Raw genomic sequence first — 17,874 nt, 5'->3', positions numbered from 1 at the left:
AGTACAACACCCGCAGGCCGCACTCGGCGCTCGGCTATAGGCCCCCGGCGCCGGGGGCCTATAGCCCTGTCAAAAACCCAGTTTCTCGGCCTCAGGTTGTGATGTAAACTCTCTCACAAGGATTGGTACAAAATCTCGGGCGGGTCAGGGTCTCTGATGGCACCACACCAAAAGTAAAAATGGTCTAGCATCCGCCCATTCGGACGTACCAAAAACTTTATATAACTAATAAATTGACTCCCCTCCGTTCGGAGGTGTAGCCTGTTGCCAACTTGTCAATTAGGTTTGCTGAATGCAGGGTGGAAACTGATAGTGGCGGTTTGAATGGGATCGATCCCCTGCGGGGATGGTCCGATCCAATCCATCTTTCCTAAATGGCAATTTGCCCTAAAAACGGTCTGACTCAAAACGAAGGAGAATTCACCATGATGACCAAACTCGCAGGCAAAGTGGCCGCGCCCGCGGCGATTGCCCTGATGGCAATTGCCCTGTTGCTGATATTGGTCAGCGCGCGCAACGCCAGCGCGCAGACTACCGCGACCATTTTGGGGTCCATCAAGGATCAGTCCGGCGCAGTGCTGCCCGGCGCGGAAGTTACCGCCACGCACACCGAGACCGGCATCACCCGCACCGTCCCGGCCAATGAGCACGGCGCATATCGCATCCCGGCGCTGGCCGTGGGCGCCTACAGCGTGGAAAGCAGGATGACCGGCTTCCAGACGGAGGTCCGTCAGGGCATCACGCTGGTGATTGGCCGCGAGGCGGTGGTGGACTTCACGCTGAACGTCGGCAACGTGGCCGAGTCGGTTACCATCACGGGCGAAGCGGCGCAACTGGAGACCACCACGGCGGTGGTGGGCGCGGTGGTCGATCAGGCGCAGATGCGCGAGATGCCTCTCAACGGTCGCAGCTTCATTGAGCTGGCCGCGCTGCAAACCAACGCCGTGTTCACCGAGCCCGCCGAATCCAGCGCGGTGAAAGGCTTCGGGCGCAAACTGGCCATCTCCGGCCAGCGCTATGCTTCCAACAGCTTCCTGCTCGATGGCGCCGACATCAATGACGCCGCCGGCGGCTCCGGCTCGGCGGCGGGAACCATGGCCGGCATCGAGACGGTGCGCGAGTTCAAGCTCATCACCAACGCCTATGACGCCGAGTATGGACGCCACACTGGCGGCGTGATCAGCGCCATCAGCAAGTCAGGCACCAACAAAATGTTCGGATCGGTCTTCGGCTTCCTGCGCAATGACAACCTGGACGCATCGAAATGGGAAGACAATGCCCGCGGTGACGGCACCAAGGCAGAGTTCCGCCGCGCCCAATTCGGCGGCTCGCTCGGCGGTCCCATCATCACCGACAAGAGTTTCTTCTTCGGCAGCTATGAAGGACTGCGCCAGGCGCAGGGCGAGACGGCCACCTACACGGTACCTTCGCGCGCGCTGCGCTCCGCCGTGGCCGCCGGCACGCGTGCGGTGGTCCCGCAGGTTCGCCCGTATTGGGAAGCTTATCCGCTGCCCAATGCGGGCGACATTGACGCAGATCGCGGAAACTTCTTTGACGCCGCACCCACCGACACCAGGCAAAACTACTTCACCGGCCGCGTGGACCACAACTTCTCAGAGAACGACAGCATCTTCTTCCGCATGGTAGTCGATAATGCCCGCAACAACGACCCGCTGTTCAACGTCACCGAGCTGGCCGTAACCGGGAGCCGCTACTCGACTCTGGAGCAGACGCATATCTACTCCCCCGCCGTGCTGGGCCGCACCCACTTCTCGTTCAACCGGACCAACCTGCGCTTCAATGACTTGCCGCGCACCGACACGGACCGATTCCCCGAGGTCGTCGGGCGGAGCCTGGGCAGCGAGGCCGATGTCCCCGGCATCATCACCATCACCGGACTAACCAGCTTTGGCGGCAGCACGCTCAACCCCAAAAAACACATATTGAACACCTTCCAGTTCAAGGAAGAATTCACCTGGGTGGCGGGCGCGCATTCCATCCGGTTTGGCGGGCAGTTCGAGCGCTTCCAATTCAATCAGCGCTCCGACTTTTACGCCGGCGGAAATTTTACCTTCGCCTCGGTGACTTCTTTTCTGAACGGCGATGTGACCGCCGGCAACTTCATTCGCCCCGGCTCGGATGACATCCGCGGCTGGCGACAGAGCCTGATGGGAAGTTACCTGCACGATGACTGGAAGCTGGCCCCCGGATTTACATTGAACATCGGCATCCGGCATGAATTCATCACCAGCCCAACGGAGGCCAACAACAAGGTTTCCACCGTGCGCGATCTGTCGCTGGAAAACATGGCTCGGCTTACCGAAAACCGTATCGACGTAGGCGACCCGTATTTCCTCAACCCTTCGCTCAAGAACTTCGCTCCACGCGTGGGCTTTGCCTGGACGCCGTTTGGCGACTCCAAGACCAGCGTGCGCGGCGGATTCGGCACCTTCCACGATCAGATCTTGTTCCACAATTACGGCACGGCCGGGGTGCGCATGTCGCCGTTTTTCTCCGTCGCGGAGGTCGATCAGGCAGCGCTGACCGCCGCGCGGCCCGGCACGCGCATCGACTTCCCCAATATGTTTGCCACGCAGAACGATCTGCTGCGCGCCAACATTGGCTCGAAGCCGCAGCTCGACGGCTTCATCTTCGCGGCATCGCAGCCCACCGTCTACAAATGGAGTTTGGACATCGAGCGCGAGATCGTGAGCAACCTGTCCATCTCCGCCGGATACTCGGCTGCGCGCGGGACGCATCTGGGACGCGGCGCAATCATGTTCAACACCAACCCGTTTATCCCCGCCAGCAATGGGCTGACCAACTTCATCCTGCTAGATAGCCCGCGGCTGCTGAACGACAACTTCGGACGCATGCGCTGGCGGCTGACCGACGCCACATCGGATTATCACGGGCTACGCGTGAATGCGGACAAGCGTTTCAGCGGGAGCTTCCAGTTTTCGAGCGCGTTCACCTGGTCCAAGACCACCGACGACACCTCCACCTGGAGCGGTGCCACCGACTTCAACGAGGCCGATCGTCGCGGGCATCTCCTGGAGAAAGAGCATGCACTCTCCGCCTTCCACGTTCCCCGAAGCTGGACCAACAGCTTCATTATTGATCTCCCCGGCAAGGATTGGAGCGGCTTCGCCGGCCAGACATTGGGCGGATGGGGATTGAGCGGAGTGGTCCGCATGAACGACGGCTATCCGATGAATCCCACGTCGACGATCATCCGTTCGCGCGAACTAGTGAGTGGCGTTCAGACCAACATCACCCAACGCTTTCAGGAAGGCAGCACCATCAACCTGATCGCCGACGGGAATCAGAACTCCGCCCGCGCGCAGAGTCCGGATGCCTACTTTGACCCGACTCAGTACATCTATCCCACATTCAACTGCGCCAGCACGCAGGATGTGCCCAATGGCCCCTGCGATCGCACCAAGCCGATTGGACAGTATCAAGGCACCCTGGGACGCAACACGCTGATCGCGCCCGGCAGCGCCACGGTGGATTTGAATCTGCGAAAAGACACCGGCCTGCCGATGCTTGGCGAGACGGGCAAGCTGGAGTTCCGCGCTGAGTTCTTCAACGTCTTGAATCGTCCCAACTTCTCCATCCCCGTGCTGGTGGTATTTGACCGGACGGGGCCGGCGGCCAATCAGCCCGGCGCGGGAACCCTGGCGCGTCGTGCCGAATCTGGCCGCATTGATTCCACGCGCGGCAATTCACGGCAAATTCAGTTGTCGCTGCGCGTGGCGTTTTAACCAAGAGTGGCTAGTGGGTCAATTTGAATTTGGAAGACCCGTCAGCGCATGCCTTCACGGGTTGCTGAAAGCTGCCCTGACGATTTGCAAATTTCAAACGGACCCACTACTCGTGAATTGGTCTGTATAAAGCGCGCGGTGGTCCCCAGATTCCTGGCGGTTCGCTGCTTCGCTTGGCGTGCTATACTGTCATTGATTTTCGGAACGCTCATTTTCAACACCAAAAGGGCACATGGCCATCGGAGGACTCGCATGAAACTCATTTCTCTGTTTGTATTCGGAGCAGTTCTATTTACGAACCTGGCTTTTTCCCAGGCCCCGGCGGCTGCGCCGATTTCCTCACCGGACATCGACAAAGCCTTACTGGCGATCGCGGCCAACCTGCGCGAGGAAGCGACGGTGATTAAGTGGAAAGCCGATTTCAGCTATGAGACGTTGAAGAAAGGGACCGGTCGTCTGGTCTGCTACGACCGCTCCGGCCAGCCTTTGCAACAACCGTTCTCGATTGAGTGCACCAGCATCGGCAACCTGGAGCGAGTGGCGCAGAACATGAAGCTCGAGGCCGTGGGCGACAAAGCCAAGGCCCAGGTGCTGCTGGATGCCGCGGAGAAGGATGGAACGCGCGTGAAGCCCGAGTACGGGTCCATGTGGTTCAACTTCATGGGCGCCAGCGAGGACAAGGCTCGCCGGCACACGACGATTGCCGTACCCGGCGGCACGACGCAGTCAACGGGACTCCCCGACAACCGCAATCAAGGTGGCGCGTGGGTGATGAATCCGGGCACGTCGACGGCGCATATCATGGTCCCGGGAAGTTAACCGGCGTCTCCGGAAATTAACCGTCGGGGAATCCACCGTGTAAACACGGGGGAAAGGGGACGGTCGGGAGCTGCGCGAAATATTTTAGCCGGGGATTGAGAATCAGCGGCATGCTGACCACTTATGCCGCCCCGAAACCGATGTGTGCTGCCCGGAGTTGCCCTTCATAAATGCCAAGTTGTCTTGAATAAATCATGCAATTCAAGAGCCTGTCGGAGATAGAATTTGTTGAACGTAGAATCCATAACTACGAGCGCCGCATGGTCGTAAGTTGTGATTCTCGGTAGAAAGTAGTTTCACTCCGACAGGCTCCTGAACTGCGCGATTTATCTCGCCCACAGGCCACCCCTGCGCGTCGAACAAGCTGCAAAGCTCAGTGGCATTCTGCCCCACACTTACGCATTTGATTTACAGAGACTTTACCTCGCTGCCGTAGGCCCATGCGCAGGCGTAGCCGGAGCGAGCTAAGACGACGAGGCGGGTGCCGCCGCAGCGGGCTAGGTTATTCATTCAGATGGAGATTATATAAGCCATCAGATGTCGCCGCACCCCAGCGCCGCTCCGACTGCGTCTGCGCTCCCGCCTTCGGCAGAGTGGAAGGTGAATCGCATTTTAAAGATTCGCGCAGTTCAAGCGGTCCATTTTTTATCTTCCCTTCCTTTTCCTCCGTGGGAGTGTGCCATTCACGCCCGCCGCAATTCTGGCACGCCGAGGACTCGAATTCCCGAGCAAGGTCTCTCCACTGCGCCGACGAGAGCGCGGATCATTTGATCCAGCGTTATCAATCCCAGCCTGTGGGCGGATTCCCTCGTTGCCGGCAGTCGTTCCAGAACCCAGTACATAGGCAGCAGCAGGTAAGGCCAGCGATGGCTCGGACCCAGCACGTACCACGGCCTCAGAATGGTCGCATGGAGTCCGCTGCCGCGAATCACTTCCTCGCATTCGGCGCGAACTTGTAGATAAGCCTTCATGACCGGGGCCGGTTGCGCCACGCTGACGTATACAAAGTGATTGCATCCAGACTCCACGGCAGCGGCAACACTGGCTTGTAACGCAGTGAAATCGACCGACCGAAATTCCGCGGCCTTCGCAGGGTTGGGGTGAGAGACTCCCACCAGATGCACAAACGTATCGGCCGGACGAACCTGACTTGCGTACGAGTTGCTATGCAGAGCGTCGCCAATAATCGCCTCGCAACCCTGCGGAAGTTTATTCTCCGAGCCACTGCGAACCAACGCGCGGACGTGCCATCCTATGCGCTGCAGCTCCGGGATGAGCGGGCGACCCATGTAGCCAGTTCCGCCGGTTATGAAGAGACGCTTCATTTTCAGAATACCCATCCATCAGGAAAAACCCTAAGGGAGCAGCAACGCGAATTGAATTGCGGAAGGTTGTCCCCATCCATACCCATTTATACCATTGTCAGTGAGTGGGAGCAGCAGTAAGCCGAGAGCGTATGCCGTGCCGGTCGATGCAGGGAAAACCCTATGGAAGCAGCAACCAGAATTAATTCGCGCAGTTCAGGCGGTCCCCTTTTATTTCAGAGTGGTTTCTGCCACGGGCTGCTAGTGGGTGCGAGTAAATACCAATGCGGTGTGCGAAACATGGGCGGCGAGAAAAGCAATTGCTAGCGCAGCGTACATCCACCAGCGATAGAATGCGCCCCAGAACAACCGGCGGCCGAGCAACGCAATGCCAAAGAGCCACAGCGACGGCGTATATGAGGGCGCCGCGAAGCCGAGCGCGGAGGATGACCACGCCGATGTCGGAAACAAGATTAGCGCGAGCCAGCTTGCGAACTAGAGCAAGGTGCCAGCAACGAAGACAAGTAACTTGCGGATGCGACCCGGCGCTGCTAGGTTGAGGGGCATTAGAAACGGCAGAACAAAGACGGCAAGACGCAAACCATTCTCGGCCAATGCCAGCGGCACTGGAATGTCCCTCCAAAATTCGGCGGGAGCGAAAGACGGGGGGAGGTACCCCGCAAGCGCGATGTTCCAAACGCTCACGGGAATCAACAACAGGCCGCAACTCAACAAATAAGGACGAATTGCAGTGAGTGTCAGTCGTTGATCAAACAAGGCTGGCTCCATGGGAAAGGGGACGGCCTGAACCACGCGATTTTTGAGGCGGAACGAACTTACTCAATAGTCGTCCACGTGCTCGTGCAGGATGATTTTGAGCATGGTCTGGTAACCGATGCCACGATCCCCGGCTTTTACCTTTAACCTGCCGATGAGAGACGAATCCAAAAGAATCGATGTTGGCAAGGAGCGCGGCGTCTTTCCTTTGTGGGCGCGAATGACCACGGCGGAACGGCTGCGTTCGATATCCTTGCCTAGATCGCGTTTTTTGAACTCATGAACTTGATCGTCACGCTTGGGTCGTCGAGCTTTCATAAAGCCTCCGTTCTGTGGGGCGCATGGACCGGCAGGAGATTACACGAACTTTCTCACTTCGCCGAGTGAATATCAGCGCGACCCGTCATCCCTGAGCCGACTGGCCGAGAATCAATCCCCGCCATTCTGCGTGTGCTGGTTCTACAATTCGTCCTGCAAAGACATATAGTTGCCAAAACACGGATTCAATTTCATCCTGAGTCAATCCATGTTTGAGATTCTTCGCTTCGTTTCCCTGATCCCACTCAAACGCCTCGGGGTCCGGGACAAGGTCCTCCAGCCATGCAACCGCGGAAGGATCAGATTCGAGCTTCACGAAATTTCACCAAAGTTAGTATAGCTATATAATAGCTATACGTAAAGTCCTGCCACCCATTCGTCCCTGACCGTCCGTGCAGGTAAAAGGGGGCAAAAGGAACCAGCCTGAACTGCGTGATTATTTTTGTGAGTGAGTCGGAAAGAGCGGTATGCGGACCACGTTATACTGCGCCGGTCGATCCTGGAAAAACTAAATTGCAGCAGTGACGGAAAATAAATCACCGCACTTGCGACGTCCCCTTTTCCTCGCGTGGCGGTTGAATCTGACAGATTATTCGGCTGGAAAATTTGGTCAGAACCGCAAATTCCGCAAAGACCGATCCTGCCATGCGGCGAGGTGGCTTTTTTTCTTGCCTGTTTTGGTCAGGGCAGTTTGTGGTCAGAGTGGTGAAAACCGTGAAAGTGTGCACTTTGTGCAGAACCGCAAATTGGGATGATTTGGGGTGTGAACCAAGCCGCTCCCGAAAGGGAGCAGTCGCGTTCAATGGACACTGAAAATCGTCGAGCGTGCCCGCTCCCTTTCGGTCGCGGCTCGGTTCACAATGTCTAGCGGGCCAGAGCGCGGACCATCGAACGAGGGACCGTGCGCAGGCTCGGGCGCGACATCGACAGACTGGCCTTGGGCGGCTTGATCGTCGAGGGCATGAAGTGGCACGGCGGCCACGGACCGCTCAGGCGCAGGTCCACGTTCTGGCCGGACTGGAGCAGTGCCTGACTGAACTTCTGATAAGCCGGGGCGTTGGTCAACTCGATCAAGTGCACCAACTCGACCTGGCATTGCGGGCCTTCCATGCGATGGCTGATGATGTGATGCTCCAGCGGCTTGAGCGCCGCCTGCAGATGCGCGGCGGCCTGACTGGCCATCTCCAGGCTGCGCGGGTCAATCTCGACGGGCTCGACGGGGGCCAGTGGGGCAATCAAAGTGGCGATACCAGCGGCGCCACTGGCTCGCGCGGCGCGGCGCGGCGGCTTGCGGCTGGCCGCGGATGACTTGCCGGCAGGCGCGGCGGCAGGTGCGCCAATCAGTACTTTCATGCGCATCTCGGCCTTGCCGCGCAGACGGCAGAAGGACTCCACCAGCTCCTGACGGTTCTGGCGAATCAGCTCCATGATCTGCATCTCGTTGCTGAAGAAGGTGCCGAAGCGCATCGGCAGAACGGTATGCGACTCGAAGGCTCGGGCGATGACCTGCCAGTGCTCAGCGATGGAGTGCGGCGTGAAGCGGAAATCCCTATTGAGGCGGCTGACAAGCATGCCGTACTTCTCACAGCGGAACGGAAAGACCAGTGTTTCGTCGATGCCTTTGATCTGCGGAAGCGCTTCGTCGGGGGGAAGGCGGAGGAGTCCGTAGGCGTAGAACGACATAAGAATTATCCTCGATTCGGCTGCGCTGCTAGCCAGCCAAGTCCTGATTGGAGTAGCGCCGCGACCCGCATGGATAACGGCGTATTGCGATGTTTTAGCTGATGACTATGGCGCTGGAAAGTCTCTGGGAATAGTGACAGGAGGGCGGAAGAGGCGACCCGGCAGGTTCGCCAGGATCGTGCCGTCGCGGAGTGAGAATTCCTGTGGTTACAGAGCATTCTAGGGCGATTTCCTAAGTACCGCTGGACGGCAGAGGATACTGCCCATCCCTTGGTCGTTTTCAGTTAGTTCGCCTACACGCGCCTTGCCACAAAACAAAAATGAGACAATCCGTGGTGGATTGGGAAACCATCACAGGACTTTTCTAGAGGCCTAGACTGACTGGCAACATCGCGCTTGCCCGTCAAACGGCGAGAGAGAAAGAACCGTCGGCCTCAACCTGCAACCATCCTTTTGGAAAGATCCATTCTAACCGGATGTGCTAAATAAAGCAATAGCAGGGTTCGTTTTCCAAGAATGTTCGGCCGTACCACCGTGGCCATTCAGATTTTGCTTGGCAACAGGGCTCCGTGGATGTTAGTCTGGCCAAGTTTCTTGTGATTGCAAAAGTGACCATCGGCGCCCCGCTTTAGCCTTGGCGGTGACTGAGTGGGAAGTGCTTCTTCATATGCAATGGCGCGGTTAATTGGCCCACAGATTGCGGCCAGGTCCAACAGCTAGGGCCAACAGTCAGGTCCAAAAGGAAGACACCCGATGTTCCGGGAAACTGATACTTGGAGAAAAGCTTAACCTCATGAGAATGACGGAAATTATTACTCAGAAGCGCGATGGCGGAGAGCTATCGCCTGAAGAGATCGGATTTTTCCTGCAAGGGATCGTCAAGGGCGAGGTGCCCGATTTCCAGGCCTCGGCCCTGCTAATGGCCATCTATTTCAATGGATTGTCGGACCAGGAGCAATACGAGTGGTCGAATGAGCTGCTCAAGCTGGCTGTTCCGATGGACTTGAGCGATATCCCTGGCGTGAAGATCAGCAAGCACTCCACGGGTGGCGTGGGCGACAAAGTCAGCTTGATAGTCGGCCCATTGGTGGCGGCGGCAGGCATCTCCGTTCCGATGATCATTGGACGTGGTTTGGCCCACACGGGCGGAACGCTCGACAAGATGGAGTCCATCGCAGGATTCAAGACAAGCCTTACTGCAGTGGAGTTTAAAGCGGCGCTGCGCAAGGTAAACATCGCGATGATGGCTCCCGTAGAGGGCTTACTTCCCGCCGACAAGAAGCTCTACGCACTGCGCAATGGCTCGGGATCGTCCGAGTGCATCCCCATGATTGCCGGCTCTATCCTCGCCCGCAAGCTGGCGGAAGGCACGGATGGACTGGTGCTGGATGTGAAGGTGGGCTCCGGCGCGCTGACCAAGAAAATGACCGACGCGCGGCGTCTGGCGCAGATCATGGTCACCGTTGGCAAGCGGATGGGACGCAAGGTGGTGGCTCTGATCACAGAGATGGATCAGCCCCTGGGATACGCAGTGGGCCACGCGCTGGAAGTGATGGAGGCCATCGAAACCCTGCGCGGAAATGGCCCCGATGATCTAGTACAGATCTCTCTGGAAATCGCTTCGCGCATGGTCTGCCTCGCACATCCGGATCGGAGCCTTGACAGCGCCAAGGAAGAGATATTCCAGTTGCTCAATGACGGCAAGGGTCTGCAGAAGTTCCGTGAACTCATTGAGGCTCAGGGCGGCAATCCGCAGGTGATCGACAGCTTTGAGTTGCTGCCAAACGCCTCGGCGGAGCACGTGATCTCCTCGCCACGCGCTGGATTTGTTTCGCGCATCTCAGCGGACGATATCGGCCGCGCTGTAGCACTCATCGGGCGGAAGACCGGTGTATCCGACGAGGCGCTCGATGCGGCGGTAGGCATCGTACTCGAGCATAAGGTGGGTGACCGCATCAACGCTGGTGACCGTCTCTGCACCATCTACTACAACGATGACTCCAATCTTGAAGAAGCCACCGCTACCGTGGAAGACGCTTTCCGCATCTCGACCACCGCTCCAGACACGCGGCCTCTGGTTTACGAGGTGATGCAATAGTTCAGGCCACTGATTCGCGCGGGGTAGAGGAAGCGATGCTTCCCTGCGCGAATCTTCATGACGTCCGCTCGTAGTTGCTCCAGGGCCGCTTCACATTCCGTGCTCTGGCCGTGTTCTGGCCGTGCTCGATCCGTGCCTTCGCCGTACCTTGGTAATCCCGCCTTAATTGAACCCATATGCCATCCCCTACCGCAGCATCCTCCAGTCGTTGGGCCGTATGGCTGGCCACCGGGTTGGGCGCAGGCTATCTGCCCAAGATGCCGGGCACCTATGGGTCAGTCGAAGGGGTGATCGTCTTTCTCGCTTTGGAGACCGGGACGCGCAGCCTGGGCCTGGGCAGAATCTGGTTGGCTTGGGCTTTGGTATTGGCAGTTGTCGTGCTTACTCTGCTATCGGTGTGGATCACGGCGCGGGCCCTGCCGCACTTCTCCAGCAACGATCCTCAAGTTATCGTCATCGACGAGATCGCCGGGCAGTCCGTTACTCTGTTGGCGTTGGCGTTCTGGCCCCCGGCGGCTGCGTGGAACTGGACGCATCTGGTCGCGGGCTTCATCCTGTTCCGCATCTTCGACATCTCCAAGCCGCTCTTCATTCGCAGTCTGGACAAATTGCCGGGCGCATGGGGCGTGGTCGCCGATGACATCGGAGCAGGCGTCGTTGGCGGACTCCTGCTGTGGAGCTGGGGCTACTTCGGTTGATGGCTTTCCGCAATCCGAGCCAACTCTACAGATTCGCCTTCAGAAAATCGAGACTCTTCTGCCAGGCATCGGCAGCGGCATGCGCATTGTAAGTCGGCCTCTCGTTGCAGAAGAAACCGTGATCCGCTCCTGGATACACGAAACTATGATGACCCTTCGCCAGTTCCTTGAGCCGTCCGGTGAAACGGTCAACGAGGTCGTGCGTGATCATCTTGTCGAGCGCGCCGTAGAATAACAGCACGGGCGCTTTCAGCTTGGGCGCTTCGTCCATTGTATTCATCGTCAGACCCGCAAAGCGCGGCTCTCCCGCCAACCCGCCCCCATAGAAGCTGACCGCCGCGCCAATTTCCGCAGGAAGCTGGGTCGCAACCAGAATGGAGATGCGCCCACCCATGCAGAAGCCCACCGTGCCCATCCCACCCGTCTTGACGAACGGCTGCGCCCGCAGGTGCCGAATGCAGCTCGCGGCATCGGAGATGATCTCGCTGTCCTTCAGCTTGTTGGCCATTCCAAAGGCTGTCTTAACTTCCGCGTAAGGGATCGTGCGGGTCTGCTCACGCCAATAGTAATCGGGAGCAAATGCCGCATAGCCCTCCGCCGCGAAACGCCGGCAGACATCCTGAATGTGATCGTTCACGCCGAATATTTCAAAGTGAATTAATAACCCCGGGGCAGAACCATCCTTTGGGCGGGCCAGATAGCCCTCCGCCCCGTCCGCTGTCTTAATCTTCTCTGCGATGATGTCCATGAATTACTACCCTGCTTCCATTCGCGCGCGATTTTGCACCAAGACCACGGACAGACGTCCGGCAACTGCAATTTGAAGATTCTACTCATACATGGCGGGGTGTTGCAATATATTTTCTACAGGGAACAATTGCTCTGCGATTGCAGAACACGGTAAGATGACAAGCTTTGGAGTTGTTTCCACTGACAATGCCATCACCGTGCGTGCCCGCCTGAGCGAGGTGCGCGGAACAGGGTTCAACGCACATGAACTTCGACATTCGATCCAAGGAATTCTGGGACCCGGAGGTAACGCGCAAAGAACTGCTGCGCGTCTTCGACGTCTGCCACGGCTGCCGCGTCTGCGACACCTACTGCCCATCTTTTGTGCATCTGTTCCAGTACACCGACGAGAACGCCGGCGACGTTTACACGCTGAGCGAGCCGCAGATCAAGCAGGTGGTGGACGAGTGCTACCAGTGCAAGCTTTGCTACGTCGTTTGCCCTTACGTCCCGAATCACGAGTGGGATATCGACTATCCGCGCATGATCATGCGCGCGCATATCGTGGACAAGAAAGAAACGGGCTTCACCATGCGGGATCGCATGTTGGGCGATATTGATCTGGTGGGAAAGCTCTCCAGCCTGGCCGCGCCCGTCGTCAACTGGGTGAATCAGAACCCCAAGCTGCGCGAGTTGATGGAGAAGCATTTCGGCATCCACAAGGACCGCATCCTGCCCACCTTCCACGCGCAGACATTCGAGACCTGGTCGGGCAAACACAATGCGCCGCCGACTGCTCCTGACGCTCCGAAGGCCGCGCTGTTCTACACCTGCCTGATTAACTATAACGAGCCGCAGATCGGCAGGGCCGCCGTGGCCGTGATGGAAAATAACGGCATCGAGTGCGCCGTGCCGGCTCAAGAGTGCTGCGGACTTCCCTTCCTCGATAGCGGCATGACTGAGCAGGCCGTGGCGAAAGCGGAGGCCAACGTCGCCCGGCTCGCTCCGCTGGTAAAGAAGGGCTACAAAATTGTCGTACCCAGCGCCAGTTGCAGCTACACAATGAAGCTCGATTATCCCAACCTGGTTCCCACCGAAGACTCGCGACTCGTGGCCGCCAACACCATGGACTTATCCGAGTATCTTGTCGGTCTGCACGCCGAGGGCAAGCTCGCTGCCGAGTTCACCGAGGAGGGTCTGAAGCAAGCCGGGAAGATTCGCTACCACCAGCCCTGCCATCTGAAGGCGCAGAACATGGGATTCAAAGGTCAGGAGTTGATGGCCATCATCCCCGGCGCCGAGGTCAAGCGCATGCAGGCCTGCTCGGGCCACGATGGAAGCTGGAGCGTTAAGAAAGAATACTTCGAGATGTCCATGACGGTGGGCAAGCCGCTATTCAAGTTCATGAAGACGGAGGATTGCTGCACCACCACGGACTGCCCTCTCTCCGCGATTCAGGTGGAGCAGGCCACCGGCAAGAAGCCCATCCATCCCATCGAGGTGCTGGCACGCGCCTATGGCGTCGCGCCGCCGCAGACCAAGAAAGGCCACGACGTGCATCATGCGGCCAAGCCCGCGCTCACGGCCCCGCCGCCACCGCCTCCACCAATGCCGATGCCAGGCCCCGACGGCGACATCGACTTCAGTGTGCATTAGGCTAGCGTTGCAGTCAGCGAATCAGAGCCCCAACCGCCAGGGAGGGGGCACGTGCAACGGTCTGTGGTAACCGGCAACCGTGCCCCCTCCCTGGCGGTCGGGGCTCTGATTAAAACACTCCCGCTGCGGGTTATGGCAGGAACCAGTTTTTCAAGTTGTTGATCACGTCTCCCCAGGCATCGCGCGATGGTGGCCCGGCGATGCGGAAGCCGTGATCCGCGCCTTCCACGCGCATGCTGGTAACGTCTCGTTTGTGCTCGCGCAACATCTCGGACATTAGCTCAAAGTTCACGAAGGAAATATTCCGGTCGGCCGTTCCGTGCGCCAGAAAGATTCGCGCCCGGCTGCGCGAAAAAATGCGCATGGTGGAATGGGGCCAGCGGCTGGACCAATAGATATGCGAGTGGCCCGCGGCCTGCTTCGTGGTACTCGATGGATCACGGCGAACAGCGGCGATGTCGGCATCAAGTTGCGCCACCTGCTGCCGCGGATTATTCTGCAAGTCGGGATAGAGCCGCCCCTCGCGGGCCTTGCGCGTCAACTCGAAGAGCATCGTCGGACCCGGTCCCGCCAGCGAGGCCGCGTGCGTCACAAAGGAGTTCTCCGAAGCCACCAGCGCGGCCACCAGCGCGCCCTCCGAATGTCCGATAATAAGCGTCTGCTTCGTATTCACTTGCGGCAACGTGCGCGCCGCTCGCAGCGCGGCGGAGACCGCCTCCACCCACCGGGGCAACGCGCTTTCCGCCTGAAATTCGAGGGAGCCGCGAATTTCCTCCACTCTCCCATGACCGGGCTGCTCCAGAAATTCGACGCCGGGCTTTTCCACCGCCACAATGTGCGCCTTCCCCGCAAACGCTTGCCGCACCGTTCCGTGCGCATCCACGATGCGCTCACCCTCGCGCCGGAAGTTCGAGAAGGCCCCCGAACCGAGGACGACTGTAACCAGCGGCAGCCGCTCACGCGGATTACCGGAAACGTAGAATGTAATCCGCCGGTTGTATGTGTCTCGCGTGAAGTAACGCTGGTAAGGTATGCCCGCCGGCGATTGCGGATCGGGCTCGGCACGGTATCGACTCTGCGCTTCGCCCGGTAGGGCGACCAGGAGGGTCAGCAGGAAAGCGGTTATGGCGGCGCGCAGCATAACCTCAAAATAGCACACCGACTGGCGGAGCCGCCAAAAGCGAAGAGCCTGCGGGTGAGAGTACTTCCCGCAGGCCCTTGATTGGTGTTGCGTGATGGTCCAATTATCTGGACTGTTTTCAAAACTCCTTGCGGATTCAGCAGTCGCGCTAGTAGATGCCGAAATCCAGAAGATTGAAGATCATATCTTCGAGACCCTTTTCGATCTTCCCAGTCAACGGCTTTACGATCTCGCCCTTCTTCAAATGCTGATCCACAATCGTGTCGGCGTCCTCCGGCTTCACGTTGGCGTACCAGACGCGATCCGGATAGACGATCACGTTGGGACCGTCGTGGCAGCCGCCGAAGCACATGTACGGCCGCACTTCGGTATTTCCGCAGGGATTGTCCGCGCCCTCTCCGCCAGTCGACTGACTGCATTCGTTCTGGACTCGAGTGCTGAGGCGCTCCATCACTTCGGAGGCGCCTCGCACACGGCAATCCACATTCATGCAGACAAAGACCAGCTTCTTGGCTTCCGCGGGATTTTCCGCCAGCCCGGTTACCGCGCCGGCGTTGCTGCCTGATTCGGGTCCACGATCCACGGAGTTTTCTCCTTTTCGAGATTGATGACGTACTGCACGTCCGCCTCGCTGGGGACCACGTCGTCCTTATGCTTCGCGTATTCCTCGGGTGAGAGCAGTTCGCCGGTAACGCTGTAAGGCTGTCCGGCGTACATGCCCACGGCGCGGTTGAACTTAATGTCCGGCATCACCAACTTCTGCTGATCCGGCTTGATGTTCCTGTTGAGCGAATCCACGATGGCCGCGACTTCCTTGTAGTACTGGTTGCGCGACACGTCGTTGATCTTGTTCATGTCCGGCGGGCCGTCGAAGAGGTGCTCGTCGTAGCGCCCCTTCACTCCCCACAGGTATGCCCAGTAGGCCGTCGAGGATTCATCCTGGCCGAACAGATCGTAGGCCGTGGAGATCCACTTATTGAAATATTTCTGAATAATCGCGGTCGGAATCACTCCCGCTTTCACAATGCGCATCAGGCCGGTGTTGCCGGTGAGCAGATGGAACGCCTCTTCCTGCAGCATCGGACGCATGCTCTGCGCCAGCGGCGCGAACGCGCTGCGGCTCAGCATGTTCAACTGGTACTTGCCGTCGCGATCGATGAAGTCGGTATAGGTGAAGAAGTCCAGCCAGTTGTTGACCGGCTCGTTGAAGGAGCCGAGCAGACGAGTGCGCTCGGAGGCGCGGCGCGTGAGCAGGCGCTCGGAGCGCTGCCGTCCGGTGTCGCCGAAGTGCGTTACCAGCAGATAGCCCATCTGCCAGCCGTGGCGCATCTCCTCGCGGTTCACTCGCAGCATCGAGTCCAGATCGTACTTGGTCGGAGCCCGATCGAGCAGACCCTTCTGCTGCTCGACCGAGGCGAACTCGGTGTCGCCCTGGAATTCGATCAGGTGCAGCAGCGCGTCCTTGATGCGCTGATCCGGGATGTCGGAGACCTTCTCCCACTTGCGCTGTCCGGCAAAGTGGCCGAACTCAACTTCGTCGCTCTCCAGCTCGCTCAGCTTGGTCTCAAAGGTATAGTCCGCGCCGATCAGGTCGGTGGGATAGCCGATGTCGTTGCGCCATTGATGGAAATAATCGATCCAATCATCAAAGGTCTGCACCCTGCTTTTCTTGACTAGCATCGTTCTGGCTCCTTTAGCGGGCGGCCCGACAGGCTCCCGGATAGATGAATTTCGTTGCGACAAACTGTAAACTTTTTACGGCGCATCTCGCTTCCTCTCTCCCTTGCCAGTAACCGGAGCGGAAGCCAAAGACACCATCCACTTAGAAATTTAATGCAGCTTGACTTTCTTGACAAGTGAAATATAATGCATATCAAGTGCCCGTCAGAAAATCGGGGACTGGCCGGGCGGGCAGCGAGGTTCAGGCATGGCGACTGACCATAAATTCGAAGCCGATGGATTCCTGAAGGACCTCGGCCAACGCGTGCGCACTCTGCGCAACGAAGGCGGGCGCAGCATTCACGATTTGGCCGGTCAGGCCGGGTTGTCACCGCGATTCCTGTCCGAGCTGGAAGCCGGTCGCGGCAACATCTCCGTGGCCCGTCTGCTGCGCGTGGCCAGCGCTCTGGAGTTACCGCTGCAAAGTTTGATCCCCGCCAACAAGAAAGATGTCTCGCTGCGTGGCCGCGTTTTGGAATTAGTAGAGGGCTGCGGCGGCGACAGTCTCGATGAGCTATACAAGTGGCTCTCCGAGCGGCTGCACAAACCCATTCCCCGCTCCATCGCGCTGGTCGGCGTGCGCGGCGCAGGCAAATCCACGGTGGGCCGTTTGCTGGCGCGCCGGCTGGGAATACGCTTCGTGGAATTCGACGCGCTGCTGGAGCGGCAGTCCGGCCTGAATCTGGTGCAGATGTTCACGCTGCATGGCGAGGGCTACTACGGCCAACTCCAGCACGATGTCATGGAAAAATTCCTGGCCAGCGCCGCTCCCGCCGTGATCGCCACCGGAGGCTCGCTGGTAACGGACCGGGAGACCTGGGCCATGGTGCGGCGGCAGTGCCACACAGTATGGCTGAAGGCGCGCACGCAGGATCACTGGAACCGCGTGGTTGCGCAGGGCGACATCCGGCCCATGCGCAACAATCCGGCAGCGAAGGATGAACTAAAGGTCATGCTGAAAATTCGCGAGCCCCTGTACTCGCAGGCGGAATTGGTGATGGAAACGTGGCGGCATCCACCTGAGAAAATTGTTGAGCTGGTGATGACCGGACTGGGGCTGGTGAAAGCCGTGAAGGGAAAGAGCACGGCACCGGGAAATCCACAAAACAATCGTCCGGCAAGGTCCTCCAGTATCCGAACGGAGAGGGCCGCGGGCTGACAGTCA

The 17,874-nt window shown here is 58.7% G+C and carries 15 protein-coding genes; 6 read left to right on the top strand and 9 right to left on the bottom strand.

Annotated elements, in window-relative coordinates:
• The first annotated feature begins 374 nt into the window (after positions 1–374).
• Together EXQ56_07765 and EXQ56_07760 are read left to right on the top strand one after the other, a co-directional pair.
• Positions 375–3,767, top strand: a complete 3,393-nt coding sequence (locus EXQ56_07765; GenBank protein ID MSO20349.1) for a TonB-dependent receptor — start codon at positions 375–377, stop codon at positions 3,765–3,767.
• A gap of 252 nt (positions 3,768–4,019) precedes the next feature.
• A complete protein-coding gene (locus EXQ56_07760; protein MSO20348.1) occupies positions 4,020–4,586 on the top strand; it encodes a hypothetical protein in 567 nt (188 codons plus the stop codon).
• Positions 4,587–5,269: 683 nt separating this feature from the next.
• Here EXQ56_07760 and EXQ56_07755 read toward each other — a convergent pair.
• From EXQ56_07755 to EXQ56_07735, 5 genes are all read right to left on the bottom strand, one after another.
• Complete coding sequence (locus EXQ56_07755; protein ID MSO20347.1) at positions 5,270–5,911, bottom strand: NAD-dependent epimerase/dehydratase family protein; 642 nt, start codon at positions 5,909–5,911, stop codon at positions 5,270–5,272.
• Positions 5,912–6,385: 474 nt separating this feature from the next.
• Positions 6,386–6,667 (bottom strand): hypothetical protein, encoded by a 282-nt coding sequence (locus EXQ56_07750; GenBank protein ID MSO20346.1) that lies wholly within the window; start codon positions 6,665–6,667, stop codon positions 6,386–6,388.
• A 63-nt stretch (positions 6,668–6,730) separates the two neighbouring features.
• Positions 6,731–6,985, bottom strand: coding sequence for a hypothetical protein (locus tag EXQ56_07745; GenBank protein ID MSO20345.1), 255 nt, complete (start codon positions 6,983–6,985; stop codon positions 6,731–6,733).
• An 85-nt stretch (positions 6,986–7,070) separates the two neighbouring features.
• Positions 7,071–7,301 (bottom strand): hypothetical protein, encoded by a 231-nt coding sequence (locus tag EXQ56_07740; protein MSO20344.1) that lies wholly within the window; start codon positions 7,299–7,301, stop codon positions 7,071–7,073.
• A gap of 548 nt (positions 7,302–7,849) precedes the next feature.
• Entirely contained in the window at positions 7,850–8,668 is an 819-nt protein-coding gene (locus tag EXQ56_07735; protein MSO20343.1) for a hypothetical protein, read from the bottom strand.
• 793 nt (positions 8,669–9,461) lie between these two features.
• Between EXQ56_07735 and EXQ56_07730 the strand changes: the two genes are divergently transcribed.
• Both EXQ56_07730 and EXQ56_07725 read left to right on the top strand, forming a co-directional pair.
• Positions 9,462–10,766 (top strand): thymidine phosphorylase, encoded by a 1,305-nt coding sequence (locus EXQ56_07730; GenBank protein ID MSO20342.1) that lies wholly within the window; start codon positions 9,462–9,464, stop codon positions 10,764–10,766.
• Positions 10,767–10,942: 176 nt separating this feature from the next.
• Positions 10,943–11,464, top strand: coding sequence for a phosphatidylglycerophosphatase A (locus EXQ56_07725; protein MSO20341.1), 522 nt, complete (start codon positions 10,943–10,945; stop codon positions 11,462–11,464).
• Positions 11,465–11,489: 25 nt separating this feature from the next.
• On the opposite strand, the gene EXQ56_07720 is transcribed toward EXQ56_07725, so the two are convergent.
• Positions 11,490–12,212, bottom strand: coding sequence for a dienelactone hydrolase family protein (locus EXQ56_07720; protein MSO20340.1), 723 nt, complete (start codon positions 12,210–12,212; stop codon positions 11,490–11,492).
• A 245-nt stretch (positions 12,213–12,457) separates the two neighbouring features.
• On the opposite strand from EXQ56_07720, the gene EXQ56_07715 reads away from it, so the two are divergent.
• Positions 12,458–13,849 carry an anaerobic glycerol-3-phosphate dehydrogenase subunit C gene (locus EXQ56_07715; GenBank protein ID MSO20339.1) on the top strand — a complete coding sequence of 464 codons (1,392 nt, stop codon included), beginning with the start codon at positions 12,458–12,460 and terminating at the stop codon, positions 13,847–13,849.
• Positions 13,850–13,979: 130 nt separating this feature from the next.
• On the opposite strand, the gene EXQ56_07710 is transcribed toward EXQ56_07715, so the two are convergent.
• The 3 genes from EXQ56_07710 to EXQ56_07700 all read right to left on the bottom strand — a co-directional run bounded on the left by EXQ56_07710 (position 13,980) and on the right by EXQ56_07700 (position 16,670).
• Positions 13,980–14,990 (bottom strand): alpha/beta fold hydrolase, encoded by a 1,011-nt coding sequence (locus EXQ56_07710; protein ID MSO20338.1) that lies wholly within the window; start codon positions 14,988–14,990, stop codon positions 13,980–13,982.
• 148 nt (positions 14,991–15,138) lie between these two features.
• Positions 15,139–15,573 carry a (2Fe-2S) ferredoxin domain-containing protein gene (locus EXQ56_07705; protein ID MSO20337.1) on the bottom strand — a complete coding sequence of 145 codons (435 nt, stop codon included), beginning with the start codon at positions 15,571–15,573 and terminating at the stop codon, positions 15,139–15,141.
• Positions 15,531–16,670, bottom strand: coding sequence for a hypothetical protein (locus EXQ56_07700; GenBank protein ID MSO20336.1), 1,140 nt, complete (start codon positions 16,668–16,670; stop codon positions 15,531–15,533). Before EXQ56_07700 ends, EXQ56_07705 begins: the two co-directional genes overlap by 43 nt.
• A 247-nt stretch (positions 16,671–16,917) precedes the next feature.
• Here EXQ56_07700 and EXQ56_07695 point away from each other — a divergent pair, with 247 nt between their 5' ends.
• A complete protein-coding gene (locus tag EXQ56_07695) occupies positions 16,918–17,868 on the top strand; it encodes a helix-turn-helix domain-containing protein (GenBank protein MSO20335.1) in 951 nt (316 codons plus the stop codon).
• The last annotated feature ends 6 nt before the right edge of the window (positions 17,869–17,874 follow it).

The organism is Acidobacteriota bacterium, from assembly GCA_009691245.1.
Lineage (GTDB): Bacteria > Acidobacteriota > Terriglobia > 2-12-FULL-54-10 > 2-12-FULL-54-10 > SHUM01.
Note: the sequence above shows the minus strand (reverse complement) of the source record. Positions and strands in the feature narration are given on the sequence as shown.